Origin of the sequence: Halomonas sp. 11-S5 (assembly GCF_029889825.1) — a bacterium.
Classification (GTDB): domain Bacteria; phylum Pseudomonadota; class Gammaproteobacteria; order Pseudomonadales; family Halomonadaceae; genus Halomonas.
Genome location: NZ_JARANW010000025.1, coordinates 1 through 26157 on the forward strand (window position 1 = coordinate 1; position 26157 = coordinate 26157).

A 26157-nucleotide genomic window follows, 5' to 3' on the forward strand; every position below is an offset into this window, starting at 1 on the left:
GCGCCTGGGACTGGAGTGGCTTCGGCGTCAACGGCCCGGCGCCGTGCCCTGGCCCTCCTGGAAAATTCTCCGAGAGAACCTTCGTGAGGAGGTCAAGGAGCAGGCATTATGCGCCGAATAGCACAGAATTCGTGGGGATCCTTCAGAGGTGACCCTGCGCTACACGGACTACCGCGACCGTGACCGGCGTAAACAGCTCGTCCTCGATGGTGAGGAATTCGTGCGCCGCTTCCTGCTCCACGTGCTGCCCACGTGGCTGATGCGGGTCCGACACTACGGCTTTCTGGCCAATCGCTGCCGGCGACGACGCCTGGCACAGATCCGCCAGGCGCTGGCAATTGTCGAGAAGGCACCGGATGCCGATCCGGCCCGCTCGCGGGTCACAGCGGCGCTCGTCTTGGTGATGGATTTCGACCAGCAAGCGCGCTACGTTGGGGCAAATTGGACCCGGAGGGAACTGGGATCATGGCCAACATCACTGCCCGAACGCCTCGTAACAGATCCGACTGCGCGCGACCTGACGTCTCAGGCCGCACACCGGCCAATACAATACCCTATAGAAGCTGTGTAGCAGCCTGATGGGCGGCTTAGTCCAACAGGCATTTATACGCCATGCTCCGCACGGCGAAGAAATGCTGAACCGTTATGCGCTTTGACACCTGACACGTTACAGGGTACATTCAGGGAATGATTCGAAGCTTCAAACACAAGGGCTTGGCAAAATTCTTCAAGTCCGGCAGCACTGCAGGGATTCAGGCCGCTCACGAAAGGAGACTTCGGCTCATTCTCGGTAGATTGAATGCAGCGTCGAATGCCAAAGATATGGACTTACCCGGTCTTCGTTTGCACGAACTCTCTGGCACCCGGGCCGGAATCTGGTCAGTGACCTTCCGGTTCGAAGACGGAGATGCCGAGATTGTGAACTATGAGGATTATCACTGAGGTAATGCTAATGTTAATGCACAACCCTCCGCACCCGGGTGAAGTACTGCGAGAGCTTTGTCTTGAGCCCCTTGGTCTCTCTGTCACGGCGGCGGCAGAGGCATTGGGTGTTAGCCGAAAAACGCTGAGTGCCGTGTTGAATGGCAAGGCCGGTATCAGTCCCGAAATGGCGATCCGGCTCTCTATTGCTTTCGATACTTCGGCAGAAAGCTGGCTGAATCAGCAGTCCCAATATGAACTCTGGCATGCCGAACAACATCGCAAAGAGCTCAATGTGAAGAAGCTTGTTGCAGCCTGAAGCAGCATATAACCAGACCATGCACAGGATGCCGAAACCTCCGCTTCGCTGCGGTTTTTTCACTGGTGATGGCGGGCGTTAGCACTAAAGAGCAACCAAGAACATGGAGTTAAAATGGCAAAACTAGGAACAGAGAAACGACCAATAATCGTTCGTGTATATTCTGAAGAAAAAGCAAGATATATTGCTGAAACATGTGCGGAACATGGGTGGCACTATATCATTGGGTTTGAATTAGATAAACCTGAAGACATGTCGGATTTTGAGAAAATGTTGAATCCTTCTTCGCCTTCAGTATCCGAAAAGGTTGGAAGGAATGCGCCTTGTCCCTGCGGTAGTGGGAAGAAATATAAGAAATGCTGTGGTGGTTCCGGTGCGTTGTTGGTCTGAAGTTTTGTGCTGAACAGCGGGTCAATTTGACCGGCAAAAGCTACACTCCTATCGTCGCTACGCTTTCGCCGTCAAGTTATCCTTATCGTTATGCGGGCTGTAGAGTAGAAATATGAGGACTACCCGGTATTTCGAAGCAACCCGAAGTCGCCCGGATCGCTCCGGAATACGGGACGAGTGGATTCAGAGGGCAGTCGAACGCCCGGAGCACCAGCATGTCCAATCTGACGGACGCATTCGGAGGTGGGCCCGGATTCCAGAGGCGGGAGGCCGCTACCTTCGGGTGGTTTTGCTTGCGGACCGAGAGACGGTCCCTAATGCATTCTTCGATCGAGGATTCAAGTCATGAAAGTCCAGTACTTTAAAGACACCGACACGCTGTATATTGAGTTCCAGGGCCGAGAAATCTCGGAAACCCGAGATTTAGATGAAAACACTCTTCTTGACTTAGATTCCGACGGGAATGTATGCGCGATCACCTTCGAGCACGCCAGCCAGAGAACCGACATTAGTCATTTGCAAGTAGAAGGCATAGCCGCATAACAAGTCGCTCAAGTGCGTTCCGGCCCTGTCGGGCCTCCACCAGACGCGCTTACACGCGCCACTTAGCTAAACGTTAAATCAGTAGTGGTATCGAAGCTGGGCGATAAGTAAAGCGTCATCCGTGACTTTGTACACTATTCGGTGTTCCTCGTTGATTCGGCGAGACCAGTAACCGGCGAGGCTGTGCTTGAGGGGCTCCGGTTTACCGATACCTTCAAACGGTTTTCGCTTGGTCTCCTTGATCATTTTGTTGATTCGGTTAAGGATCTTTTTGTCACTTTTCTGCCAGTACAGATAGTCTTCCCAGGCGTTCTCGGAGAAGATGAGTTTCATTCAAGAAGTTCCTTTTCCTGACCACCGCCTTGCTCCAGTTCGGCAACAGATTCCAGCAAGCGACGAGCGTTCCTTGGTGCACGCAGGAGATAGGCGGTCTCTTGCAGCGCCTCGTAGTCCTCAAGAGAGATCATGACCACGGACTGTGATTTGCTTCGGGTAATGATCACCGGAGAATGGTCTTCACAGACCTGTTCCATGGTTTTTGCTAGATTGGTTCTAGCGGCTGTATAGCTAATGGCATCCATAAAACTGCTCCTGTACAGGATATTGGTCATGGTCAGGATACCGTACGCCAAAGGATTTAACAATCGGCTGCACAGCGACCGATTTTCCGCTGCTTCGCCGCTCCAAACCGGCGCGTGAACCGGGCGTTATCTATTGAGTACAAAAAGCACACGATGTGCTACTCTTCACTCATGAAACCTATCACATGGAACCCAGAGAAGAATAAGCTCCTCCAAGAGAGAAGGAGCATCTCGTTCGAGGATGTGGTTTTGCACATCTCGATCGGAGGTATCCTGGATACGTTCGAGTATCAGAATCAGGAACGGTATCCAGGCCAGAAGATTCATGTGATTGAAGTAGAGGGATACGCCTATCTAGTGTCCTTTGTAGAATCGGAAGACGAAGTGTTTTTGAAAACGATCATTCCGAGCCGGAAAGCGACCAAAACCTATTTGGGAGGTCCGAAATGAGTAGGTTGGATAAAGAAGAGCAGGAAGTTTTGGACGCGTTCGATGCTGGAGAGCTACAGCGTGCGCCTGATGTTGAGAGTCAAAAAGCGCAACATCAGCAGTATGCCGAAGCCATGTTCAAGAAGGATGCCCGCATCAACATCAGGCTTTCTTCCAAGGATCTTCGTGGGCTGCAAAAAAAAGCGCTGGCTGAAGGTATTCCCTATCAAACACTTGTTGCCAGCATTCTCCACAAGTATGTCGAAGGTCGCTTGCATGAGGATCGGTAGCTAACCAGGCCATGCACCGGATGCAAAAACCTCCGCTCCGCTGCGGTTCCGTCACCGGTGATGCCGGGCGTTGTGTCTGAGGAGTATGGATGAGTCCTACAGTATTCAGAGAGAAGGGGTATCGCTTCTTTTTCTTTTCCCGAGAAGAACCTCGGATGTATGTTCATGTAGTATCAGGCGATGGGGAGGCCAAATTCTAGCTTGAACCAGATCTTGAGCTTGCCAAAAACCACGGCTATAACCGGCAGCAGTTGAAAGAAATCGAATCACTGGTGGAGGATCACGGCGATGAGCTTGTCAGCGCTTGGAAACAGCACTTCAGCAGTTGAGGTGACAAATATCTCTACACATGGCGTATGGCTTCTGGCACACGACCGTGAGTTGTTCATGCCGTATAACAGTTTTCCGTGGTTTAAGGAGCAGCCTGTCAGTGCAATCGTGAATGTTGAGGAGCAATCCCCGGGACACTTCTACTGGCCTGATATTGATGTAGACCTGACGGAGGAAATTATTGAGCATCCCGAGAGGTTTCCGAACGTCGCTCACAGCACATAACCATCGCAGGCACGGCGACGTCTTTTCCATTGCGGCTTCGCCTCCATTCCAAAGCCTCGCGTGCTGCGGGCGTTAAAGCGGGAAATCCGAGTTGTGGCACGTGATACCTATCCGTGTCAAAATTGAGCAATACGTGAACGAGAGGTTTTCTCCATGAATCTCCAGAAAATTGAAGACGAGGCGCTCCACCTCCCTAAAGAGGAGCGAGCGCAATTGATCCAGCGACTGGTATTGAGTCTGGAGTCCCCGTCAGAAGAAGAGCTCAGGTCCGATTGGTTGCTTGAGGCCCGGCGCAGAGGCGAAGAGCTCGATAATGGCACAGTTCAGGCTGTGTCTGGCGATGAGGTAATGAAGAAGGCTAGAGCACTGATCAAATGAACTATTCTTTTCACCCGGCAGCGGAAGCCGAATTCCTGGAGTCAGTTGGTTATTACGAATCAAAAGTTCCGGGATTGGGTGGTGCCTTCATAGAGGAATTTGAGGCCCTGGCCAATTTAGTTGGCGAGTCACCAAAAGCTTGGCATGTCGAGTTGCCACTAGATATTCGTAGAGCGCCCCTTCACAGGTTTCCCCTGTCTATCGTTTACCGAGAGAGGCCTGGTGATTTCCAGATTCTGGCTGTTGCCCATGACCGGCGGCGTCCGCAGTACTGGCTGGGCAGGCTTGAACAATCGGCTGCACAGCGACCGATTTTCCGCTGCTTCGCCGCTCCAAACCGGCGCGTGAACCGGGCGTTATATCAGGCTCGCCGGATCGTCCTCTGCTGGCCGATTGCCGTCCTTTCCCCACACCGACCTCTGCGTTCCTTCGATAACGACATGTTGGAACCTTGTCCGACGATCAGGGGGCTACCCGCCACCTCATCGAGTCGACGAACTCATCCAACACACAAAAGGGCCCGCGAGAAATCGCGGGCCCTTTTCGTTGGGGTGGCGTGAGCGTGCTATTTGGTGCCGGCCGCCTGATGGCGCTCATCAGGCGGGATCGTCACTCGAAAATATCCGGCCAGTGGGCATCGGCGGCCTCGATGTAGCCGGGAATGTCGCGCTCCCAGCGCCACTGGATGAAGCGGCTGTAGTTCAGGTAGAGCTTGTCGTCGACGACCTTCCATGCCTCGGGCACGGTCGAGGCGGCTTCACCGCGGGCCGCCGCCCAAGCGCACCAGCCGCCGTACTGCGGCGCGTAGACCTCGGGGTCGACCTCGAAGCGGTCGCGATGCTCGGCCGAGGTGAACTGCCAGGTGGCCTCGTGCCACTCCAGTTGATAGTCGGGCGAGCCTGTCGTCCGCCGCCCCAGCGACCAGGCCAGGCCAGCCTGCACAGCGAGGAGATCGTCCATCCGCTCAAGGAGGTCGACGCGGAAGCTCAGGCCTGGTGCACTACCACCGACCAGGTCGTGAAGTTCCTGCGCCACGTGCTCGAGGCCTGAGCCGGCGCTTAGCTACACTGGGGGATATTCGCCGCCAGGAGGTTCCTCCATGAGCATCGAACTGAAGCGTGCCTTCGAGGCCCCGAGTCGAGACGATGGCTACCGGGTGCTGGTCGACCGCCTCTGGCCCCGCGGGGTGGCGAAGGCCGATGCGCGAATCGACGAATGGCGCAGGGAGATTGCCCCCAGCGACGAGTTGCGCAAGGCGTTCCATGACGGGGCCCTCGGCTGGGGCGAGTTTCGTCGGCGCTACCTGGCCGAGCTCAAGGCGCATCGCGAGACGCTGAGAGACCTGGCCGAGCGGGCCGCCGGCGACACCGTCACCCTGGTCTTCGCTGCCAGGGACGTTCGCCACAACAATGCCGTGGTCCTCAGGCAGTACCTGGCGATGCTGGGCAGATGAGCCGCGTGGCCTGTGACCGGTGGCTGACGTGACCGTGACCTGGCCGCCGGGGGAGGCTGTGCTAGCTTCAAGAGGAATGGCAGCGTTTCTGCCGTCCACTCCTCGAGGTGGCTCATCATGCTGTTCATCACCAACCGGTTCCCCACCCAGAGCATCCGCACCCGGGCGAACCGACCCTTCGATTTCGACCTCAAGAACAACGCCGCCAGCAACTCGGTCTTCTACTGCGAGGAAGTCGCGGCGGGGCAGTACCTGGAACTCGGCAGCACGGTGCCGGGTGGGGTGCCGATGCTGTTCCGCAATACCTTCCTGATCGCCGCCGATATCGTCAACGAGTCGCTGGAGGAGGGGCACAGCGGCGAGCTGATCGTCCATGCCTCACGCAATGTCACGGTCTACTTCGCCTCGGATGACCTGGCGCTGCGCGCCAGCAAGGCCTCGAACCTGAAGAGCCGCATCGCCTCCCGGCGCCTCGGGCACTCCGGCCCGGAGGACATGAGCCGCGTGGCGCGCAACGTCTTCGCCGTGGACTGCGACGACGTCAATACCCGCTATGACTACCCCAAGGGGCACTCCTACTTCCGTTCCGGCGAGGTGTTCGGCGAGCCTGGCGTGGTGTTCCAGCACCTCTTCGCCGCCCTGGAGAGTGGCCGCGTCTTCCCCGAAGACGAGACGCGCCGCATGACCATCCTGCGTGACTGAGGCGCCTGGTGTCAGAGCTTGGCCGCCTGCACATGCATCCAGTCGAAGTTTCGCGTGCGCCCCAGGCTGACCACCCCTCTTCCTCTCAGAGGCGCCACCAGGTGTCGTATTCCGGCCGAGCCAGCCGTGCCCGTGTCTTCGGCCCGCGAATACCGTCTATCTTGCCGCGGTAGCGGTCATTGTCCGCGAGAAAACGCAGTAGGGTCCGGATGGCGGTCCTGTTCATGGCGTGATCTCCCCTGCGCAGGTGTCTGGCGCGCCCACCGATGCGGCCGTGTTTCCCCTCCTGCAGTCTAGAGGCTTAGGAGGGTACTGCCAGGCGCCCGGGAGCGGGCAGCCGATCAGCCAGGGGAGGCCTCGTCGGGCAGCGTCTCCACCAGTCCCAGCGCCACGCAGAGCCTCACCAGCTCGGCGAGGTTGGCGGCCCCCAGGGCCTTCATGGCACGCAGCCGGTAGACCTCCACCGTCTTGGCGCTGATCCCCAGCTGTTCGGCGATCTGTCGGCTGGTCATCCCCTCGGCCACGTGGACCAGGATGCGCTGCTCCTTGGGGCGCAGGGCCGCGTAGCGTGCCTGCAGCCCGGCCAGGCGACGCCTGGCCTCCCGGCGACGCCGATGCTCGGCGAGGGCCTGCTGGACGGTGTCGATCAGCTGCTGGGGGTTGAAGGGCTTCTCGATGAAGTCGAAGGCGCCGGCCTTCAGCGCCGAGACTGCCATGGGCACATCGCCGTGGCCGGTCATGAAGATCACCGGGGGGGCGTGCTCGAGGTCGTTGAGCCGCTGCTGTACCTGCAGGCCCGAGAGGCCTGGCATGCGCACGTCCAGCAGCAGGGCATCGAAGCCCTCGGGGTCGGCGGACAGGAAGGCCTCGCCATCGGCGAAGGTGCCGCTGGCAATGCCCACGGAGTCAAGCAGCCAGGCCAGCGAGTCGCGCAGGGCCTGGTCGTCGTCGACGATGGCGATGCTGGAGGAGGGGGGCTCGCTCACGGGCGCCTCGGGGTAGGGTCGAAGTGGGGTGGCCAGGGTGGAGCCTGCCCGCAGTGTAGCGGCAAAGGGGGCGCCCTCGGAACCGTCGTCGACTCCACGTTAGTTGACGTGGCCTGGCTTGTCGGCATGGGTCAATAAGGTCTGCCGGTCAGACAGGAGCAGGGCCCGCGAACATTCGCGAGCCCTGCATCGCTATCGGGTGGCGGCACCCGGGCATTCAGCGATACTGGCGGTGATCACGCCGAGTCCGCCTCCCGGAAGTGTTCCCAGGCATGGTGGTAGAGCACGCCGGCATAGCCGTTGCGCTGCAAGATCTTGAGGATCTTCGCCGGGTCACCGCCATCCAGGGCCTTGTGCAGTTTCGCCCGCTGTTCGTCATCGAGCTCCTCGTACCAGTGGAAGGGCTCGCCCTGAGCATTGCCATCCTCGGCCCTGTGCATCAGGTCGATCTCGATGCGCCCGCCATGCCGATACAGGATGTCGTAGCCCTCCTGCAGGTGGGACGTCGGCACATCGCTCGGCTTCTCGAGGCCTTCCAGCACGTTGTAGTAGTAGTAGCTCAGCGGTTGCATATGGCTCCTCCAGCGGTATGCCGTGGCTCGTTCGTCCTTGAGTGCTTTCCCTCTATCCATCATGACCGAGGCGGGGCGTCGAGCTCAATGGTCGATGCGCGTGATCACGGCCGCCTCATCGCGTGCGGTAGCCCGGTGTGGCCAGCCCGGGCTCCGCCAGCAGGGTGGCGGCAAAGCTGGCCCCGCCGTCGCCGTCGACGGGCAGCAGTCGCAGGTCACCGCCCATGGCTTCCATCAGCGAGTGGCTGATGGCCAGGCCCATCCCTAGCCCCTCGGGACGGCTGGTGTGGAAGGGGGCGAAGACCCGCTCGCGAGCCTCCGCCGGCACCCCGGGGCCACGGTCACTGACCGTGAGGACGACCTCCCGCGGGCCCGTGCGCCGGGCGTGGATCGTCACCCGGTCGGCCTCGGGTCGGCCGCGGCTCGCCTCCAGGGCGTTGAGCAGCAGGTTGACCAGCACCTGCTCCAGGGCCACCGGGTCGGCCAGGACCCGGGGCAGGCCGTCCTGGAGGTCGTGCTCCAGTGCCACGCCGGTCTGCTGGTACTGCCACTCGCAGAGCCGGCAGGCGGCGTCGATGACCTCGTGCAGCGTCACTGGCCGGGGGCGCGTCTGCCCCTTGCGCACGAAGGTCCGGATGTGGCGCAGCCGCTCGGCCAGGCGCTGGACCTGCGTGTTGATGCGCGTGAGGGGCAGGCGTAGCGCGTCGGCGGAACGGAGCGGGTCGGCGGCGAGCTGAATCAGGGCCCCGCTGGTGTAGTTGGCGATGGCCCCCAGTGGCTGGTTAAGCTCGTGGGCAATGTTGGACGCGAGCTCGCCGGTGGTGGCCAGACGGTTGGCGTGGGCGATCTGTTCCTGATGGCGGCGCTCCTGGGCCTCGGCGGCCTTGCGCAGGCCGATGTCGCGATTGAGCAGCGAAAGGTGGTCGGGCTCGGCGCCGGGCGCCGAGTGGGCCATCACCACACTGAGCACCGGCACGGGCCCGTTCGGGCCGCGCATCTCGAGCTCGCCGCTCCAGGAGCCGTAGCGCGCCACGGCGGGCAGCACGACCTCGCGCAGTATCGCCAGGGCATCCGGCGTGTAGGCCTGATCGAGGGGCGCCTCGCTGTCTTCCCGGAAGCGTCGTGACGGCCGCGAGAGCAGCCGGCGAGCGGCCTCGTTGGAATAGAAGATGCGCTCGTGGCCGTCGACGAACAGCACATAGTCGGTGGTCGACTCCACGACCCGGGCCAGGCGCTCGCGGTGGGCCTCGAGGCGGATGCGCCGACTCACGTCCCGGGAGACACAGAGGATATCGATCAGCTCGCCGCTGGCCGGGTCGCGGCGCGTGCGGCTGGTGGTCTCGAACCACACATAGTGGCCATCCCTGGCGCGGAAGCGGTAGGTCTGCTGGTAGAAGCCGTCGTGGTAGTAGACCCGCGGTGACTTGTTGAGCAGGTCGCTGAGGTCCGCAGGGTGGAAGAGGTCGTAGGCGCAGACGCCGATCAGTTCTTCGGGGGCATAGCCGAGCAGGTCCCGGGCCGCCTGGGAGGCGTAGAGGAAGGTGCCGTCCCGGGCGTGGCGGGAGATCAGGTCGGTGGTGCTGTTGGCGAGCCAGCGGTAGTGGGCCTTCTCGGCCTCGAGGGCCGCATTGCGCGCTTCCAGCTCGGCGACGCGTGCCTGCAGTCGCTGTGTCTCGTCCATCGCTGCCTCGTCCGCCATCAGTGCGCGGGGTCCACCAGGCCGCCCAGCGAGGCATTGCGCCGGAACCAGCCGGCGATGCTGGCCCGGGGCAGGCGGGTGGGCAGCACCTCGTGGGGCACGCTGTCGGAGAGGAAGCAGGCGAAGGTGCCGGCCTCGGGGCGTACCCGGGACACTTCACGCTCGGGATCAATGGCGTCGAAGATCACTATCTCGCCGCCGGCGTCGGCGGGCCAGTCGGGGTTGAGGTAGCCCACCGTGGAGACCACCCGGTTGGCCCGGCCACGGAAGCTGTCCAGGTGCTTGCGGTAGAAGGCGCCGGGCGGATAGTGGGCGAAGTGGGCCTCGTACTCGAAGAGCCCCAGGAACAGCGCCCGGTTGAGCTCCTGCTGCAGCTCGCCCATGGCCTCCAGGTAGCGGCGCCGGGCCCGGCTCTCGCGGTCCAGCCAGCGGATGGCATCGCCGCGGATGTCCCGGCGCAGGGCGTGTGCCCGGCCGCGCCCGATGCTGGCGGCTTCCAGGGCCTGGTGGTCGGCCATGGCGGCCACTTCCTGGTAGAGCTCGGCGCACAGCTCGGCGGGGATGAAGGCCTCGCCGACGTACCAGCCCTGGGCCACCAGGGCGTCGACCAGTTCGGCCAGTCGTTCGTGGGGCAGGGCGGTGGCCGAGGGGAGCGTGGTCGTCGTCATGGACTGGAGACCCGGCGCTCGGGGCGGAAGAGCAGCTCGCCCGGCGGGCGCTCGAAGAGGCTGATCGGCATGGCGAAGCCCTCGGCGAGCAGTTCCACCAGCATCATCGCCGAGAGCCCCCAGATCACGTGGCCATCGGTACGGTAGCTGGGTACGTAGTAGTCGCGGCCGTCGACCCGGATCACGTCGGTGTGGGTGCGCTGGTCCTCCAGGAAGTGCGACAGCGGCACCTCGAAGATGGCGTCGAGCTCGCTGGGGTCAGGGACGAGCGGCAGGTCGGGCGGAATCAGCCCCACCCAGGGGGTGACGCGCAGGCCGTGCAGCGAGATCACGTCCGAGAGCCGACCGAGCAGTTCCACGCGCTCCGGCGGCAGGGCGATCTCCTCCCGGGACTCGCGCAGCGCGGTGGCCAGCAGGTCGGCGTCCTGCGGTTCGCGCTTGCCGCCGGGGAAGGCGACCTGGCCGCTGTGGGTGTTGAGGTGGTCGGCGCGGCGGGTGAACAGCAGGGTCGGCTCGGGGCGGTCGACGATGGGCAGCAGCACCGCGGCCTCGGGCAGGCGCAGGCCGACCCGGCGTGGGCGGTGCGCTTGCAGGCGTTCGCGAAGGTTCTCTAACATGGGGTTTCCATCGGGTTTGATTCCTTCTACTCGGCCGCCATGAGCGGCGTCAAGCCCTGACCGGGTGGCCGTGAAGCCACCCGCCAGCCTGCCAGGGAGCGCCATGAACTTCTGCAGTCACTGTGGCCAACCCGTGCGCTTCGCGATTCCCGACGGGGATGACCGGCCGCGCTACTTCTGCGATCAGTGCGGCACTATCCACTACCAGAACCCGCGCATCGTCGCCGGCACCCTGCCGGTGAGCGGCAGCCGGGTGCTGCTGTGTCGCCGTGCCATTCCCCCGCGCAAGGGTTTCTGGACCCTGCCGGCGGGCTTCATGGAGAACGCCGAGACCACCCTGGAGGCCGCCGCCCGCGAGACCCGCGAGGAGGCCTGTGCCGAGGTCGAGATCCACGGGCTCTATACCCTGATCAACCTGCCGCACATCGACCAGGTCTACATGATCTTCCTCGCCGACCTCGCCGGCGGCTTCGCGGCGGGGCCCGAGAGCCTCGAGGTGGCGCTGTTCGAGGAGCACGAGATCCCCTGGGACGCGCTCGCCTTTCCCACCATCGAGCGCACCCTGCGCCACTTCTACGACGACCGGCAGGATGCCGCCTTCCCGCTGCATGTCAGTGACATCACCGCCGAGGATCGCGAGCGCTACTTTGGCAGTGCCTGACGGGGGCCGCGCCTGAGCGCCTCAGTCCCGGTCGATGGTGAAGGGCGACCAGGTCTGGCGCGTCGGCATCACCTCCAGCCGGTTGATGTTGATGTGGTCGGGCAGCGTCGCCACGTGGAAGATCTGCTCGGCGATGTCCTCGGCCTGCAGCGGCGTGGTGCCGCGGTAGAGGGCATCCGAGGCGGCCTGGTCGCCCTCGGTGCGCACCAGGGTGAACTCGGTCTCGGCCATGCCCGGCGAGATGTCGGTGACCCTGACCCCGGTGCCCTTCAGGTCGCAGCGCAGGTTGTAGCCGAACTGCTCGACGAAGGCCTTGGTGGCGCCATAGACGTGGCCACCGGGATAGGGCCAGCTGCCGGCCACCGAGCCGAGGTTGATGATGCTCGCCCCGGCGCCGGTGGCGATCAGCCGCGGCAGCATGGCATGGGTGACGTTGACCAGCCCGGTGACGTTGGTGTCGATCATGGTGTGCCAGTCGGCGAGGTCGACCTCCTGGGCCGGCTTGGGTGCCAGTGCCAGGCCGGCATTGTTGACCAGGCAGGTGACTTCGCGAAACTCGGCGGGCAGTGCCTCGACCGCGCGGGCCACCGCCTCGGCATCTCGCACGTCCAGGGTGAGGGTCAGCACCCGGACCCTGTCGCCGAGCTCCTGCTCGAGCGCCTCCAGGCGTTCGCTGCGGCGGCCGGTGAGGACCAGCGACCAACCAGCGGCGGCGAAGCGATAGGCCGCGGCGCGGCCGAAGCCTGAGGTGGCACCGGTGATCATGGCGATGGGCATGGAAAGTCTCCTTGGCGTTGTGGATGTTGGACAACTTTGTATGATGGCGCAGAACAGGCGCAAGGGCCTAGGGGTAACGAGCCGTGGACAAGTTTGAAGTCAAGCTGGACCAGGCGGCGCGGGCCGCCTGGATGTCTTTCGTGGGAGGCATGACCCAGGACGAGATCGCCCAGCAGCTGGGCGTATCGCGTCCGGGCGTGCAGCGTCTGCTGGCGCTGGCCCGCCAGGAGGGGCTGATCAAGGTGCATATCGATCATCCCATTGCCGCCTGCATGGCCATGGGCAGTGCCATCCGTGAGCGCTTTGGCCTCGACTTTTGCGATGTGGTGCCTGCGGAGCCTGGGGCCTCGGACGGTGCCGCGCACTACCTGGCGGTGGCCGGCGCCGAGCGCATCGCGCGCTTGGTGGAGCGCAGCGAGCCGCTGACCCTGGCGTTGGGTACTGGACGTGCCGTGCGTGCCACCGTGGAAGCGCTCAGCCGGGTGGAGCGCCCCCAGCACCGCTTCGTCTCGCTGGTCGGCAACGTGGCCCGCGACGGCTCCTCCAACCGCTATGACGGCGTCATGGTGCTGGCCGACAAGACTGGCGGTGAGCGCTTCCTGCTGCCGGCACCGGTGGTGGCAAGTTCGGTGGATGAGAAGCAGGCCATGCAGGAGCAGCGTCTCTTCCAGGCGATCAGCGAGGTGGCCCGCGACGCGGAGGCGGGCTTTATCGGCATCGGCAAGATCGACCGCCAGGCGACCCTCTTCCAGGATCACTTCATCACCGAGATGGAGCTCGATGAGCTGCTCGGCAGGGAGGCGGTGGGTGAGTTGCTGGGCTGGCCGCTGGACGAGCGCGGGCGGGTCATCGACTGCACCATCACCCGTCGCGTCACCAGCCTGCCGCTGGAGACCCTGGTCGGGCAGTCGCTGGTGGCCCTGGGCGCGGGCATCGACAAGGCGCCAGCGATCCTCGCCGCGCTGCGCGGCGGCTGGCTCAAGGGGCTGGTCACCGATGAGGTGGCGGCGCGCTATATCACCGAGCGGGCTGCCGAGTAGTCCCTCAACCTCTTGAAACTGCGGAATCTATTTTTTCTTCCGACCAAAGTCTAGGTCGCAGGGCTTTGCTTTTTGTGGACTCGTGTCCGATCATTTGATTGATCGATGATCAAATTGATCAAGTTAGCCTGACACACAACAACACGAGTCCCGAGAGGAGCCCATCATGAAGCTCACCCGAGCCCTGCCGCTGGCCACCCTGACGGTGGCCGTCGCCGCCGCCTCCCAAGCCCAGGCACAGACCGAGATCACCGTCGGTACGGTCAACAACAACGACATGGTGATCATGCAGAGCCTCACCGAGGAGTTCGAGGCGGCCCACCCCGACATCGAGCTCGACTGGGTGGTGCTGGAAGAGAACGTGCTGCGCCAGCGCATGACCACCGATATCGCCACCGGCGGCGGCCAGTTCGACGTCATGACCATCGGTACCTACGAAGTCCCGATCTGGGCCGAGCGGGGCTGGCTGTCACCGCTTGATGATCTTCCCGCGGATTACCAGGTCGATGACCTGCTGCAGTCGGTCCGCGACGGCCTCTCCCATGAGGGCACCCTGCATGCGCTGCCGTTCTATGGCGAGAGCTCGATGATGTACTACCGCCAGGACCTCTTCGACGAGGCCGGCATCGAGGTGCCCGAGCAGCCGAGCTGGGACGAGGTGCGCGATTGGGCCGGCCAGTTGAATGATCCCGACAACGAGCTGGCCGGCATCTGCCTGCGCGGCAAGCCGGGCTGGGGCGAGAACATGGCCTTCGTCTCGACCCTGGTCAACACCTTCGGTGGACGCTGGTTCGACATGGACTGGAACCCCGAGCTCGACTCTCCCGAATGGCAGGAGGCAGTCGGCTTCTATGTCGACCTGCTCAACGACTATGGCCCGCCCGGGGCCAGTTCCAACGGCTTCAACGAGAACCTGGCGCTGTTCTCGCGTGGCAATTGCGCGATCTGGGTGGATGCGACCTCGGCAGCCGGCAAGCTCTACGACGATCCCGACTTCGCCACCCGGGTAGGCTTCGCACCGGCACCGGTGGCCAAGACTCCCAAGGGCTCGCATTGGCTGTGGTCCTGGGCGCTGGCGATCCCGGCCACCTCCGAGAACCAGGCGGCCGCGCGCACCTTCATCCAATGGGCCACCTCTCAGGAGTATATCGAACTGGTCGGCGAGACCGAGGGCTGGACCAGCGTGCCGCCCGGCACCCGTGAGTCCACCTATGCCAACGAGCAGTACCGCGACGCGGCACCCTTCGCCGACTTCGTGCTCGAGGCGATGCGCAGCGCCGATCCCACCGATTCGACGCTGAAGCCGAGCCCTTACATCGGCGTGCAGTTCGTCGGCATCCCCGAGTTCCAGTCCATCGGTACCCGGGTGGGTCAGATGGTGGCCTCGGCCCTGACCGGTGACTCGACCGTCGAACAGGCCCTGCAGAGTGCCCAGCGGGCCACCGAGCGCACCATGGAACGTGCCGGCTACCTCGACGACTGACGCAGCTCAGCTGCTCCTGGCCGGGTCGCCCCGGCCGGGTCCCTTTCCCTACCTGGTTTCGCGGGTAATCTCATGAACAAGACACGCGCTTCCGGCCGCACCGTCGGGGGTCTTAGGACCCTGTCGCTGCAGGCGCCGGCCGTCACCCTGCTACTGATATGGATGCTGGTGCCGCTGGGCATGACCCTGTGGTTCTCCTTCCAGCGCTATAACCTGCTGATGCCCGGCATGACCGGCTTCGCCGGACTGGAAAATTACCGATACCTGTTCACCGATCCCGCCCTCTGGTCGGCCATGGGCACGACCCTGCTGCTGGTCGGCTGGGTGCTGGCGATCACCGTGGTGGGTGGCACCCTGCTGGCGGTGCTGTTCCAGCAGGAGTTCGCCGGGCGCGGCATCGCCCGGGTGCTGGCCATCTCGCCGTTCTTCGTCATGCCCACGGTCAGCGCCCTGGTGTGGAAGAACATGATGATGCACCCCTCCAACGGGGTGCTCTCCTGGGTCGCCGAGTCCTTCGGCCTGCCGGCTGTCGACTGGTTCTCCTCGCTGCCGCTGACCTCGATCATCATCATCGTGGCCTGGCAGTGGCTGCCCTTCGCCCTGTTGATCCTGCTCACCGCCATGCAGTCGCTGGACGAGGACCAGGTGGAAGCGGCGCGCATGGATGGGGCCGGCCCGGTGGCGATCTTCTTCTTCATCACCCTGCCGCACCTCAAGCGCGCGATCAGCGTGGTGATCATGATCGAGATGATCTTCCTGCTGACCATCTTCGCCGAGATATTCGTGACCACCTCGGGCGGTCCGGGGCTTGCCACTACCAACCTGGCCTACCTGATCTACATCCGTGCCCTGCTCGACTTCGACGTCGGCATGGCCTCCGCAGGCGGGGTGATCGCGATCATCCTGGCCAATATCGTCGCCATCTTCCTGGTCCGCATGGTGGCCAAGAACCTGGAAGATTAGGGCAACGGGAGCCGCTCATGACTACTTCAAGAACCAAGCAACCCGGGTCGGAGACTGCCGCGATCCCGCTGGCGGCCCGGCCCTCCCTGCTGGCCTCGCCCGGCATCAGGAAGCTCGGCCTGGCCGTGCTCGGCTGGACGATCGCCTGCGTGATCTTCTTCCCGATCTTCTGGATGGTGCTGACCGGCTTCAAGACAGAAGCGGCGGCCATCGCCGATCCCAGCCTGATCTTCTCGCCGACCCTGGAGAGCTACCAGGCGGTCCAAGACCGCTCGGGCTATGCCCGCTACGCGCTCAACAGCGTCGCGGTGGCCTTCGGCTCGACGCTGCTGGCGCTGGTGATCGCCATCCCCTCCGCCTACTCGATGGCCTTCCTGCCCACCAAGCGCACCAAGGGCACACTGCTGTGGATGCTCTCCACCAAGATGCTGCCGTCGGTCGGGGTGCTGGTGCCGATCTACCTGATCTTCCGCGACGTGGGTCTGCTCGATACCCGCACCGGCCTGATCATCGTCTACACCCTGATGAATCTGCCGATCGTGGTGTGGATGCTCTACACCTTCTTCAAGGACATGCCCAAGGACATCCTCGAGGCGGGGCGCATGGATGGCGCCAGCACGCTGCAGGAAGTGCTCTTCCTGCTGATGCCGCTGACCCTGCCGGGCATCGCCTCCACCGGCCTGTTGTCGGTGATCCTGAGCTGGAACGAGGCGTTCTGGAGCCTCAACCTCACTTCATCGAACGCAGCGCCACTGACCGCCTATATCGCCTCCTTCTCCAGTCCCGAGGGGCTGTTCTGGGCCAAGCTCTCCGCGGCCTCGACCATGGCCATCGCCCCCATCCTCGTTCTCGGTTGGATGACCCAGAAGCAGATGGTACGCGGCCTGACCTTTGGCGCCGTCAAGTAAAGGAATTTCCCCATGGCAACACTACAACTCAAGCAGATCACCAAGAGCTTCGATGACACTCACGTCATCAAGGGCATCGACCTGGAGGTCAACGACAAGGAGTTCGTGGTCTTCGTCGGCCCCTCCGGCTGCGGCAAGTCGACCCTGATGCGCATGATCGCCGGCCTGGAGAGTGCTACCTCCGGCGATATCGTCATCGATGGGCAGCGCATCAACGACGTCGGCCCGGCCGATCGTGGGCTGGCCATGGTGTTCCAGAGTTATGCGCTCTACCCGCACATGACCGTCGAAGACAACATGGGCTTCAGCATGCGGCTGGCCAAGGTGCCGAAGGAGCAACGCCGCCAGAAGGTCCTCGAGGCGGCCCAGATCCTGCAGCTCGAACCGCTGCTGGATCGCAAGCCCAAGGCGCTCTCCGGTGGCCAGCGCCAGCGCGTGGCGATCGGCCGGGCCATCGTCCGCAACCCCAGCATCTTCCTGTTCGACGAGCCGCTCTCCAACCTCGACGCGGCGCTGCGCGTGCAGATGCGCATCGAGCTGGCGCGGCTTCACGAGGAGCTTGACGCCACCATGATCTACGTCACCCACGACCAGATCGAAGCCATGACCATGGCCGACAAGATCGTGGTGCTGCATGACGGCGAGGTGGAGCAGGTGGGCTCGCCCATGGAGCTCTATCACCATCCCTGCAACCGCTTCGTGGCCGGCTTCATCGGTTCGCCGAAGATGAACTTCCTGGAGGTCGGGCTCGAGCGGGCTCACGCCGAGGGGGTCGAGATCCGGCTGCCCGGCGGCGGGACCTGCAGCGTACCGGCGGATGGCAGCGAGTTGGCGGTCGATTCGGCCCTGGAACTCGGTGTCCGTCCCGAGCACCTGCTGCTCGATGACCAGGGGCCGCTGGAAGGGGAGATTCAGGTCCTCGAGCGGCTGGGCGGCCAGACCTCGCTATACGTGCAGATGGGTGAGTTGATGGTCACCATCATGGCCGATGGCGACGTGGCGCATCGTGTCCACGACAAGGTGCGCTTCGGCTTCGAGCCGGAGCGGGCCCATCTCTTCGATGCCAGCGGCCTGGCCTTGCCCAGCCTGCACCAGCACCCCCTCGCGCGTCTGACGCGCCGGGACAACCGCGTCGCCTCCGACGCCGACAGCCTGTGACGGATGTGCTCATGGACACCCTGATCTTCGATTGCGATGGCGTGCTGGTGGACAGCGAGACCATTGCCGAGGCGACGCTGGTGGAACTGCTCGGCGACTGGTTGCCCGACCTCGATGCCGACACGGTACTGCGTCAGGCGTTGGGCATGACCACGGGCAACATCCTGCGCCACCTGGAGGGGCTGAGCGTGCATCGCCTGCCGCCGGCGGCCACTGCCCTGGTGGATGACACCATCGAGGCGCGGCTGGTTCGCGAGCTCCAGGCCATGCCGGGGGTGGCCGAGGCGATCGCCACCATCGACCTGCCCAAGGCGGTGGTCTCCAACAGCCGCCGGCAGCGGGTGCTGGCCTCCCTGGCGACCACCGGGCTGGATCGGTTGCTTGAGGCGTCGCCGGTGTTCACGGCGGACCAGGTGGCCCGTCCCAAGCCCGCCCCCGATCTCTACCACCTGGCGGCAGGTGAGCTGGCACGCCTCCCCGGGGACTGCCTGGTGGTAGAGGACAGCGTCTCGGGTGTCACCGCGGCCCATGCTGCCGGCATGACGGTGATCGGCTTCACCGGGGCCAGCCATGTGCAGCCGGGCCAGGCCGAACGCCTCCAGGAGGCCGGCGCCTGGCAGGTACTGACACACATGAGTGGCCTCGCCGAGCTGATTCAGCTGTGGCGAGGTACCTGCCGGAAGTCGGTTCGCTCCTGACCCCTGACTCCCTTCTTCCATTGACCCGCTCACCCACAACAGCAAAAAGGATGACAACATGAAGCTTCAAGACAAGATTGCCGTTATCACCGGCGGTGCCCGAGGCATCGGCCTGGCCATCGCCCAGCGCTATCTGGCCGAAGGCGCCAATGTCGTGGTCGCCGATATCGATCAGGGCGCCATCGACGAGGCCCTAGTCTCCCTCACCGACCAGGCTGGTGGCGACGTTGCGCGGGTGATGGGCGTGCATCTGGACGTCTGTGACCGGGCCTCGGTCGACGCCATGATCGAGCAGATCAAGGAACGCTTCGGCGGCATCGACATCCTGGTCAACAACGCCGCCATCTTCGACATGGCCCCGGTGCTGGAGGTGACCGAGGCGAGCTACGACAAGCAGTTCGCCGTCAACGTCAAGGGCCTGTTCTTCACTCTCCAGGCCGTCGCCAAGGCCATGGTCGAGCGTGACCAGGGCGGAAGGATCATCAATATGGCGTCCCAGGCGGGGCGCCGTGGTGAGGCGCTGGTGAGCATGTACTGCGCCAGCAAGGCGGCGGTGATCAGCCTCACCCAATCCTGTGGCCTGGACCTGGTCCGGCACGGCATCAACGTCAATGGCATCGCCCCCGGAGTGGTGGATACTCCCATGTGGGAGGAGGTAGATGCGCTCTTCGCCCGCTACGAGGGCCGCCCCCTCGGCGAGAAGAAGCGCCTGGTGGGCGAGGCGGTACCGGCCGGTCGCATGGGTCGGCCCGACGACTACGGTGGCGCCGCGGTCTTCCTGGCCAGCGACGACAGCGACTATGTGGTCGCCCAGACCCTCAACGTGGATGGCGGCAACTGGATGAGCTGAGGACGAATGCCGCCGACCTGCCTTCCCATGGTAGGCGAGAACGATGCGGCGAGTGATCATGATGCTCCGTCATGTGAACCCGAGGAAGTCCCATGAATCCCGAACTCGATGCCATGGCACAGCGGCTGATCCAGGCTGCCAAGGGCTGCCCGCGCTTCCTGGTGGCCCTGGCCGGCCCGCCGGGGGGTGGCAAGTCCTACCGCTCGGCGCGGCTGCGCGAGGCCATCAATGCCCGCCTGCCCGGCCAGGCCGCGGTGGTGCCGATGGATGGCTATCACTACGACAACGCCGTGCTGGAACCCGATGACCTGGTGCCCGTGAAAGGGGCGCCGCACACCTTCGATGTCGACGGACTGCGTGTCGACCTCGAGCGCATTCGCCGCTCCGACCGGCCTGTCGCGGTGCCTGTGTTCGACCGCCCCTTGGATCTGGCCCGTGCTGGCGGTCGGCTGATCACCCTCGAGCAGCGCATCGTTATCGTCGAGGGCAACTACCTGCTGCTCGACCAGGCACCCTGGACCGGGCTGCATGGCCTCTTCGACCTGAGGGTGCTGCTTGACGTGGCCGACGACGTCCTGGAACAGCGACTCTTCGAGCGCTGGATCGATATGGGCCAGGATCCTGTCAGCGCTCTGGAGAAGGCGCGACAAAAGGACATGCCCAACGCGCGACTGGTCAAGTCGCACTCTATTCCGCCCGACATAGTGTGGCGCTGACCTCCATGCCCCGGGCCCACCAAGCCGAGCCTGGCTCGGCCGGAGACTCCCTATGACCCGACTCAACAACGACAACCTGGGCAAACTGGCCGCCGAGGTGGCGCTGCCCAACTATGACCGTCGTGACCTCACGCCGGGGATCGTCCACTTCGGTGTCGGCGGCTTCCATCGCGCCCACCAGGCCATGTATCTTGATGCGCTGATGAATCGTGACGAGGCCCTGGACTGGGGCATCGTCGGCGTCGGCGTGATGGCCGGGGATCGCCGCATGCGCGATGCCCTGGCCGCCCAGGATTACCTCTATACCCTGGTGATCAAGCACCCGGATGGTCGCCGCGAGCCGCGGGTCATCGGCAGCGTGGTGGATTACCTGTTCGCCCCCGACGACCCCGAGGCGGTGATCGAGAGGATGGCCGACCCGGCGATCCGCATCGTCTCGCTGACCGTCACCGAGGGCGGCTACAACTTCCATCCGGTGAGTGGCGAGTTCGACCTCGACAACCCCGACATCCGCCACGACCTGGCGCATCCCGCGGCACCGAAGACGACCTTCGGGCTGATCGTCGAGGGCCTGGCGCGGCGCCGCGAGCGTGGCATCGCCCCCTTCACCGTGATGTCCTGCGACAACATCCAGGGCAACGGTGATGTGGCCAGGGAGACCTTCACCGCCTACGCCCGCGCCCGGGACCCGGCACTGGCCGCCTTGATCGAGACCTCGGTGGCCTTCCCCAACGCCATGGTGGACCGCATCACCCCGGTCACCAGCGAGGCCGACATCGCCGAGCTGGGCGAACGCTTCGGCGTCGAGGACGCCTGGCCGGTGGTCTGCGAGCCCTTCACCCAATGGGTGCTGGAGGATCGTTTCGTCGCCGGCCGCCCGCCGCTGGAGCGGGTCGGCGTGCAGCTGGTGGACGACGTGGTGCCCTACGAGCTGATGAAGCTGCGCCTGCTCAACGCCAGCCACCAGGCGCTGACCTACTTCGGCACCCTGGCCGGCTACCGCTATGCCCACGAGGTGTGCCAGGACCCGCTGTTCGTCGACTTCCTGCTCGGCTACATGCGCCATGAGGGTTCGCCGACCCTGGCGCAGGTGCCGGGCATCGACCTCGAAGACTACCGGCTGACCCTGATCGAGCGGTTCGCCAACCCCGAGGTGAAGGACACCCTGGCGCGACTCTGCGCCGAGAGCTCGGATCGGATTCCCAAGTGGCTGGTGCCGGTGATTCGCCAGCAGATCGAGAGCGGTGGCGAACTCCATCGCTCGGCGGCCGTGGTGGCGAGCTGGGCGCGCTACGCCGAGGGCGTCGATGAGCAGGGCGAGGCGATCACCGTGGTCGACCGCCTCAAGGACGAGCTGATGGCCATTGCGGCCCGCAACCACGACCATCCCACTGCCTTTATCGAGAACCGCGAGCTGTTCGGTGACCTGGCCGAGGACCCACGCTTCCGCGAGGCTTATGTCCAAGCGCTGGAAAGCCTGCACCGCCAGGGGGCCCGGGCTACTCTTGAAGCGCTGGTCGAACACGGGAGCCTATGATGTACATCGGAGTGGACTGCGGGACCCAGAGCACCAAGGTGGTACTGGTTGATGTCGACCGTGCACGGGTCCTTGGCGAGGCGAGCCGGCCGCATCGCCTGGACGAGGGGGCGGGCGGACGCCGCGAGCAGGACCCCGGCGAGTGGATCGCCGCGCTGCGCGGCGCCCTTGGAGAGGTGCTGGCGATGACCGGCATCGACCCCCGGGCGATCCGTGCCCTGGGCGTCTCTGGCCAGCAGCACGGCCTGGTGGCCCTGGACGCGCAGGGCGAGCCGGTGCATCCGGCCAAGCTGTGGTGCGACACCGAGACGGCGGCCTGGAACGCCGCGCTGATCCAGCGCCTCGGTGGCGAAGCGGGCTGCCTCGACAAGCTTGGCCTGGTGCTGCAGACCGGCTATACCGCCTCCAAGATCGCCTGGCTGCGCGAGGTGCATCCCGAGGCCTACCGGCGCGTCGCCAGCCTGCTGCTGCCCCACGACTATCTCAATTTCTGGCTCACCGGCGAGCGGGTCACCGAGGCCGGCGACGCCTCGGGGACCGGGTACTTCGACACCCGTACCCGGCGCTGGCGCCACGACGTCCTCGCCGAGATTGCCCCGGAGCTCGACCCCGAGCGGGTGCTGCCCCGGTTGATCCACGCCCATGAACCGGCCGGCACGCTGCGCCCCGAAGTGGCCCGCGAGCTGGGCCTGGCAGACCATGTGTTGGTTTCCAGTGGGGGAGGCGACAATATGCTCGGCGCCATCGGCACCGGCAACATCCGCCCGGGCCTGGTGACCCTGAGTCTGGGCACCTCCGGTACCCTGTGCGCCTTCTCCCCCGAGCCGGTGGTGCCCGACAACGCCATGGTCGCCAACTTCTGCGCCAGCCACGGTGGCTGGCTACCGCTGGTCTGCACCATGAACGTGACCTCGGCGACCACGCGGATCCGCGAGCTGTTGGGTCTCGACCTGGTGACCTTCGGCGAGCGGGTGGCCGCTGCGCCCATCGGCGCCGAGGGCGCCACCCTGCTGCCCTTCTTCAATGGCGAGCGGGTGCCCATGCTGCCCGAGGCCACCGCCAGCCTTGACGGCCTGACCAGCGTCAACACCACCCAGGCCAACCTGTGCCGGGCGGTGGTGGAGGGCGCCACCCTGGGCCTGCGTTATGGCCTGGATCAGTTCGGTCGCCTGGCCGAAGGACTGCGCGAGATCCGGCTGATTGGCGGTGGCTCGCGCAGCCCTGTGTGGCGTCAGATGGTGGCCGACGTCACCGGCAGCCGGGTGATCTGCCCCGAGATCGCCGACGCCGCGGCATTGGGCGCCGCCCTGCAGGCGGCCTGGTGCCATCAGGGCGGCGAGCTGGCCGATCTCTGCGCGCGCCTGGTGCACCTCGATGAAAGTTCGCGAGCCGAGCCCGATCCGGCGAATGTCGATGCCTATCGAGAGGTCTATGCCCGCTATCGCCGTCGGCTGGCCGAGCGCCATGCCGTTCTGACCTGATGACCGTCTCACTTCTCTGGAGCCTTCCATGACGACACGACTCGATGCCCTGAAACGCTGCTCCCTGGTGGTCGCCGACACCGGTGACCTGGACGCCATCCAGCGCTACCGGCCCCACGATGCCACCACCAATCCCTCGCTGATCCTCAAGGCCTTCGACCTGCCCGGTTACCAGGCGCTGATCGAGGAAGAGCTGGCCGCGGTCAAGGCCGAGACCCGCGACCGTCAGGTCCAGGCCGAGCATGCCGTGGACCGTCTCGCCGTGGCCATGGGCAGCGAGATCGCCAAGGCCGTGCCCGGCCGTGTCTCCACCGAAGTGGCGGCCCGCCTCTCCTTTGATACCCAGGCCAGCATCCGCAAGGCACACGAGTTGATCGAATCTTACGAGCAACGCGGCGTGGGCCGCGATCGCGTACTGATCAAGCTCGCCTCCACCTGGGAGGGCATCCGTGCCGCCGAGGTGCTGGAGAGGGAGGGTATCCAGTGCAACCTGACCCTGCTGTTCAGCGATGCCCAGGCCCAGGCCTGCTTCGATGCCGGGGTCTTCCTTGTCTCGCCCTTCGTCGGCCGGGTCACCGACTGGTACAAGCAGGCCACCGGCCGTGACTATGCGCCGGACGAGGACCCCGGGGTGCGCTTCGTGCGCGGTGTCTGCGCGCGGGTCGGACGTGGCGGCTACGCCACCGTAGTGATGGGGGCGAGCTTCCGCACCCTCGGCCAGGTGCTGGCGCTGGCCGGCTGCCCGCGGTTGACCATCTCCCCGGCGCTGCTTGAGGAGCTCTCGGCCGAGGAGGGCGAGGTCGCCCCGGGCGTGGAGATCCCTGCCGTCGGCGAGTGTCCCGCGCCGCTTGACGAGCCCACATTCCGCTGGGGCCACAACCAGGACGCCATGGCCAACGACAAGCTGGCTGAGGGCATCCGCCGCTTCTACGAGGACCAGCGCACCCTGGAGGCGCGTCTCGCCGAAAGGCTAGGCTGAGCGCGGCCCGCGCTCAGCCACCGGCGGACCCGGCGCCTGGCGTCGGGTCCATCGTCGCAGGAAGGCTCACAAGGCCTCGAGTTTCCAGGCGTCGTAGGCGGGCTCCTCGTAGGGATGGGCCGTCTTCAGGGCTGCCACCGCCTCAGCGATCAGGGCGTCCTCGCAGACCAGCTCCACCTTCAGTTCCTCCACCTGCTCCAGGTCGCCGACCCGCCCGATGTGCGGGTTGGCGCCTTCCAGTGGCCGGAACTGTCCGGTGCCCCGGGTCTGGAAGCAGCAGGCCTCGTAGTCGCCGATGCGTCCCGCCCCGGTGGCGAAGACGGCCTCCTTGACGGCCTCGGCGTCGGCCACGGGCACGAAAAACGCCAACTTGTACATGGTCCCGGCTCCTCTCTGCTGTGGGTGTACCCTCGTTGTGCCATATCGAGGCGATGTCGTCAGCCCTTGAGAACATCACATCGGCGAGCACGACCCGGCGGGCTATCGCCACTACCCGGCGGTGGACCTGGCCATGCTGACGTTGTTCGGCTCACCGGGCGAGACGCTCTTTCAGCTTTAATCCGCTGCTCAACCACCTGCTGCTGTTCGGCGGTGGCTATCACGGCGCGGTGGAGAGGGCCGTGAGCCGCCTGGAGGCCGGGGCAAGCTGATTCTCTGTAAAAGAATTGAGCGGTAGTGAATATAGCATTGACCCGCATCGGAGGCGTTGCTAAGTTCTATTGGCATACATTCATGTTTGTTTGTTACAGGTGCCAGGTAGGGACATTGCATGCAAGCCAGGGGAGCGTTGTGGTGGTCAGTGTTGTTGGTGGCATCGATGCCGGTGTCGGCTGCCAGGTCGGGGCTCTTGACGCTCAAGTCCGAGAACGATAGCTATTCCAATAATGGCGATGACGGCCATTATTCCAACGGGGTTGAGCTCATCTGGTCGTTTGAACCGGGCAACGATCACTGGCTGCGGGGGCTGGCCGAGCGGTTGCCCGGCTGGCGAGGGAGCAGCATGGAGAGTGGGGCATACCGACTCAGCCATCAGATATATACGCCGGATGATATCAGCATTCCGTGGTTGATAGAGGATGACCGTCCCTATGCAGGGCTTCTTCTCGGGGGAGTATCGCTGTTCGATCAGATCCCGCACCGTGGCTGGCATGAAGTCAGAAGTCTCAATATGGACGTGGGCATTGTCGGACCGGCATCCGGTGCCGAGTGGATCCAGCGTGAATATCATGAGTTGGTCTCGTCCACCGAACCGCGAGGCTGGGACCACCAACTCGATAATGAACCGGTCGTCAACCTTGCCTACAAGCATGCCTGGATCGATAGGTTCAGCCTTGACGGTTATCAGGTGGAGTATGGTCCTGCAACCGGGTTTTCTGTGGGGAACCTATATACCTATGCGTCGACTGGGCTGGGGCTGCGTTTCGGGGAGAACCTCGAGCGCAGCTTGGGAATTCCCGCCATTGCCCCCGCCCAAGGGGGCTGGGCCTCTTTCCATCCCGATCAGGGCTTTAGCTGGTATGCCTTTGCATCTCTGGAAGGCCGCTACATGGCCCATAATCTTCTGCTCGACGGCAACACCTTTACGGAAAGCCATTCGGTGGAACGGGAGGAGTGGGTAGGCGATGCCCTTGCCGGCTTGGCGTTGACCTGGGACCGCTGGCAGCTTTCCTTTTCTTATGCCTGGCGCACCGATGAGTTCACCGAGCAGGATTCGCAAGACACCTTCGGTTCCCTCATGTTGTCGCGCTGGTTTTGAACCGGTAACGTCCGGGCTCGCGCGCTTCCGCGGTTAGACAGTCTCCT

General features: G+C 64.2%; 32 protein-coding genes and 4 pseudogenes. 25 read left to right on the top strand and 11 right to left on the bottom strand.

The features are described 5' to 3' along the window. Window positions 1-127 precede the first annotated feature (127 nt). From OP497_RS14475 to OP497_RS14495, 5 genes and pseudogenes are all read left to right on the top strand, one after another. Window positions 128-334, top strand: a pseudogene (locus OP497_RS14475) (transposase); the annotation flags it as partial. A 353-nt stretch (window positions 335-687) separates the two neighbouring features. Continuing rightward, window positions 688-942, top strand: a complete 255-nt coding sequence (locus tag OP497_RS14480) for a type II toxin-antitoxin system RelE/ParE family toxin (protein WP_280549636.1) — start codon at window positions 688-690, stop codon at window positions 940-942. 10 nt (window positions 943-952) lie between these two features. Further along, entirely contained in the window at window positions 953-1240 is a 288-nt protein-coding gene (locus OP497_RS14485; RefSeq protein ID WP_036148342.1) for a HigA family addiction module antitoxin, read from the top strand. A 114-nt stretch (window positions 1241-1354) separates the two neighbouring features. Beyond that, entirely contained in the window at window positions 1355-1630 is a 276-nt protein-coding gene (locus tag OP497_RS14490; RefSeq protein ID WP_280549637.1) for a PBPRA1643 family SWIM/SEC-C metal-binding motif protein, read from the top strand. A gap of 345 nt (window positions 1631-1975) precedes the next feature. Further along, on the top strand, window positions 1976-2173 hold the full coding sequence (locus tag OP497_RS14495) for a DUF2283 domain-containing protein (protein WP_280549639.1): 198 nt from the start codon (window positions 1976-1978) through the stop codon (window positions 2171-2173). A 78-nt stretch (window positions 2174-2251) separates the two neighbouring features. On the opposite strand, the gene OP497_RS14500 is transcribed toward OP497_RS14495, so the two are convergent. Together OP497_RS14500 and OP497_RS14505 are read right to left on the bottom strand one after the other, a co-directional pair. Continuing rightward, on the bottom strand, window positions 2252-2506 hold the full coding sequence (locus OP497_RS14500; protein ID WP_280549641.1) for a Txe/YoeB family addiction module toxin: 255 nt from the start codon (window positions 2504-2506) through the stop codon (window positions 2252-2254). Then, entirely contained in the window at window positions 2503-2754 is a 252-nt protein-coding gene (locus tag OP497_RS14505; RefSeq protein WP_280549713.1) for a type II toxin-antitoxin system prevent-host-death family antitoxin, read from the bottom strand. Before OP497_RS14505 ends, OP497_RS14500 begins: the two co-directional genes overlap by 4 nt. 446 nt (window positions 2755-3200) lie before the next feature. Between OP497_RS14505 and OP497_RS14510 the strand changes: the two genes are divergently transcribed. The 3 genes and pseudogenes from OP497_RS14510 (at window position 3201) to OP497_RS14520 (ending at window position 4406) form a co-directional block, all read left to right on the top strand. After that, window positions 3201-3473, top strand: a complete 273-nt coding sequence (locus OP497_RS14510; RefSeq protein ID WP_280549643.1) for a CopG family antitoxin — start codon at window positions 3201-3203, stop codon at window positions 3471-3473. An 89-nt stretch (window positions 3474-3562) separates the two neighbouring features. Further along, window positions 3563-3802 (top strand): annotated as a pseudogene (locus OP497_RS14515) (DUF4160 domain-containing protein). Window positions 3803-4181: 379 nt separating this feature from the next. Then, window positions 4182-4406, top strand: coding sequence for an addiction module protein (locus OP497_RS14520; RefSeq protein ID WP_280549645.1), 225 nt, complete (start codon window positions 4182-4184; stop codon window positions 4404-4406). A gap of 609 nt (window positions 4407-5015) precedes the next feature. Here OP497_RS14520 and OP497_RS14525 read toward each other — a convergent pair. Further along, window positions 5016-5366 (bottom strand): YHS domain-containing (seleno)protein, encoded by a 351-nt coding sequence (locus tag OP497_RS14525; RefSeq protein WP_280549647.1) that lies wholly within the window; start codon window positions 5364-5366, stop codon window positions 5016-5018. Here OP497_RS14525 and OP497_RS14530 point away from each other — a divergent pair. The 3 genes and pseudogenes from OP497_RS14530 to OP497_RS14540 form a co-directional block, all read left to right on the top strand. Continuing rightward, window positions 5340-5456: pseudogene (locus tag OP497_RS14530) on the top strand (YtoQ family protein); the annotation flags it as partial. The gene OP497_RS14525 and the pseudogene OP497_RS14530 sit on opposite strands and share 27 nt — an antisense overlap. Window positions 5457-5505: 49 nt before the next feature. Further along, a complete protein-coding gene (locus OP497_RS14535) occupies window positions 5506-5859 on the top strand; it encodes a DUF488 family protein (protein ID WP_280549649.1) in 354 nt (117 codons plus the stop codon). A 117-nt stretch (window positions 5860-5976) separates the two neighbouring features. Then, window positions 5977-6561: a hypothetical protein gene (locus tag OP497_RS14540; protein ID WP_280549651.1), complete on the top strand. Its 585-nt coding sequence runs from the start codon at window positions 5977-5979 to the stop codon at window positions 6559-6561. Window positions 6562-6646: 85 nt separating this feature from the next. Here OP497_RS14540 and OP497_RS14545 read toward each other — a convergent pair whose 3' ends face one another. The 6 genes from OP497_RS14545 to OP497_RS14570 all read right to left on the bottom strand — a co-directional run bounded on the left by OP497_RS14545 (window position 6647) and on the right by OP497_RS14570 (window position 11103). Further along, entirely contained in the window at window positions 6647-6787 is a 141-nt protein-coding gene (locus OP497_RS14545) for a hypothetical protein (RefSeq protein ID WP_280549653.1), read from the bottom strand. Window positions 6788-6902: 115 nt separating this feature from the next. Continuing rightward, window positions 6903-7547, bottom strand: a complete 645-nt coding sequence (locus OP497_RS14550; RefSeq protein ID WP_280549654.1) for a response regulator — start codon at window positions 7545-7547, stop codon at window positions 6903-6905. Between the two features lie 236 nt (window positions 7548-7783). Beyond that, the gene (locus tag OP497_RS14555; RefSeq protein WP_280549655.1) at window positions 7784-8119 is read right to left on the bottom strand and encodes a hypothetical protein; all 336 of its coding nucleotides are present in this window, start codon (window positions 8117-8119) and stop codon (window positions 7784-7786) included. Window positions 8120-8234: 115 nt separating this feature from the next. Then, window positions 8235-9800 carry an ATP-binding protein gene (locus OP497_RS14560; RefSeq protein ID WP_280549656.1) on the bottom strand — a complete coding sequence of 522 codons (1566 nt, stop codon included), beginning with the start codon at window positions 9798-9800 and terminating at the stop codon, window positions 8235-8237. A 17-nt stretch (window positions 9801-9817) separates the two neighbouring features. Further along, window positions 9818-10486, bottom strand: a complete 669-nt coding sequence (locus tag OP497_RS14565) for a 2OG-Fe(II) oxygenase (RefSeq protein WP_280549657.1) — start codon at window positions 10484-10486, stop codon at window positions 9818-9820. Continuing rightward, window positions 10483-11103 carry a CoA pyrophosphatase gene (locus OP497_RS14570; RefSeq protein ID WP_280549658.1) on the bottom strand — a complete coding sequence of 207 codons (621 nt, stop codon included), beginning with the start codon at window positions 11101-11103 and terminating at the stop codon, window positions 10483-10485. Before OP497_RS14570 ends, OP497_RS14565 begins: the two co-directional genes overlap by 4 nt. Window positions 11104-11206: 103 nt before the next feature. On the opposite strand from OP497_RS14570, the gene OP497_RS14575 reads away from it, so the two are divergent. Then, window positions 11207-11764: an NUDIX hydrolase gene (locus OP497_RS14575; RefSeq protein ID WP_280549660.1), complete on the top strand. Its 558-nt coding sequence runs from the start codon at window positions 11207-11209 to the stop codon at window positions 11762-11764. Window positions 11765-11785: 21 nt separating this feature from the next. Here OP497_RS14575 and OP497_RS14580 read toward each other — a convergent pair whose 3' ends face one another. Further along, complete coding sequence (locus tag OP497_RS14580; RefSeq protein WP_280549662.1) at window positions 11786-12541, bottom strand: SDR family NAD(P)-dependent oxidoreductase; 756 nt, start codon at window positions 12539-12541, stop codon at window positions 11786-11788. Window positions 12542-12624: 83 nt separating this feature from the next. Between OP497_RS14580 and OP497_RS14585 the strand changes: the two genes are divergently transcribed. The 11 genes from OP497_RS14585 (at window position 12625) to tal (ending at window position 24354) form a co-directional block, all read left to right on the top strand. Next, the gene (locus OP497_RS14585) at window positions 12625-13581 is read left to right on the top strand and encodes a sugar-binding transcriptional regulator (RefSeq protein ID WP_280549663.1); all 957 of its coding nucleotides are present in this window, start codon (window positions 12625-12627) and stop codon (window positions 13579-13581) included. A gap of 166 nt (window positions 13582-13747) precedes the next feature. Further along, complete coding sequence (locus tag OP497_RS14590; protein WP_280549664.1) at window positions 13748-15064, top strand: sugar ABC transporter substrate-binding protein; 1317 nt, start codon at window positions 13748-13750, stop codon at window positions 15062-15064. A gap of 72 nt (window positions 15065-15136) precedes the next feature. Further along, entirely contained in the window at window positions 15137-16027 is an 891-nt protein-coding gene (locus OP497_RS14595) for a sugar ABC transporter permease (RefSeq protein WP_280549665.1), read from the top strand. A 17-nt stretch (window positions 16028-16044) separates the two neighbouring features. After that, window positions 16045-16935, top strand: a complete 891-nt coding sequence (locus OP497_RS14600; protein WP_280549666.1) for a carbohydrate ABC transporter permease — start codon at window positions 16045-16047, stop codon at window positions 16933-16935. A 12-nt stretch (window positions 16936-16947) separates the two neighbouring features. After that, on the top strand, window positions 16948-18093 hold the full coding sequence (gene ugpC, locus OP497_RS14605) for a sn-glycerol-3-phosphate ABC transporter ATP-binding protein UgpC (protein WP_280549668.1): 1146 nt from the start codon (window positions 16948-16950) through the stop codon (window positions 18091-18093). Between the two features lie 11 nt (window positions 18094-18104). Continuing rightward, window positions 18105-18791 carry an HAD-IA family hydrolase gene (locus OP497_RS14610; RefSeq protein ID WP_280549670.1) on the top strand — a complete coding sequence of 229 codons (687 nt, stop codon included), beginning with the start codon at window positions 18105-18107 and terminating at the stop codon, window positions 18789-18791. A gap of 58 nt (window positions 18792-18849) precedes the next feature. Continuing rightward, window positions 18850-19641: an L-iditol 2-dehydrogenase gene (locus OP497_RS14615; RefSeq protein ID WP_280549672.1), complete on the top strand. Its 792-nt coding sequence runs from the start codon at window positions 18850-18852 to the stop codon at window positions 19639-19641. Window positions 19642-19733: 92 nt separating this feature from the next. Continuing rightward, window positions 19734-20357, top strand: a complete 624-nt coding sequence (locus tag OP497_RS14620; protein WP_280549674.1) for a nucleoside/nucleotide kinase family protein — start codon at window positions 19734-19736, stop codon at window positions 20355-20357. Window positions 20358-20409: 52 nt separating this feature from the next. After that, a complete protein-coding gene (locus OP497_RS14625; protein ID WP_280549675.1) occupies window positions 20410-21894 on the top strand; it encodes a mannitol dehydrogenase family protein in 1485 nt (494 codons plus the stop codon). Then, window positions 21894-23375 carry a xylulokinase gene (gene xylB / locus OP497_RS14630; RefSeq protein WP_280549676.1) on the top strand — a complete coding sequence of 494 codons (1482 nt, stop codon included), beginning with the start codon at window positions 21894-21896 and terminating at the stop codon, window positions 23373-23375. Before OP497_RS14625 ends, xylB begins: the two co-directional genes overlap by 1 nt. A 28-nt stretch (window positions 23376-23403) precedes the next feature. Next, the gene (gene tal / locus OP497_RS14635) at window positions 23404-24354 is read left to right on the top strand and encodes a transaldolase (RefSeq protein WP_280549678.1); all 951 of its coding nucleotides are present in this window, start codon (window positions 23404-23406) and stop codon (window positions 24352-24354) included. Window positions 24355-24420: 66 nt separating this feature from the next. Here tal and OP497_RS14640 read toward each other — a convergent pair whose 3' ends face one another. After that, complete coding sequence (locus tag OP497_RS14640; protein WP_280549679.1) at window positions 24421-24732, bottom strand: NGG1p interacting factor NIF3; 312 nt, start codon at window positions 24730-24732, stop codon at window positions 24421-24423. A gap of 91 nt (window positions 24733-24823) precedes the next feature. Between OP497_RS14640 and OP497_RS14645 the strand changes: the two are divergent. Together OP497_RS14645 and OP497_RS14650 are read left to right on the top strand one after the other, a co-directional pair. After that, window positions 24824-25004: pseudogene (locus tag OP497_RS14645) on the top strand (aminoglycoside phosphotransferase); the annotation flags it as partial. 119 nt (window positions 25005-25123) lie between these two features. Then, entirely contained in the window at window positions 25124-26110 is a 987-nt protein-coding gene (locus OP497_RS14650) for a lipid A deacylase LpxR family protein (RefSeq protein ID WP_348533124.1), read from the top strand. The last annotated feature ends 47 nt before the right edge of the window (window positions 26111-26157 follow it).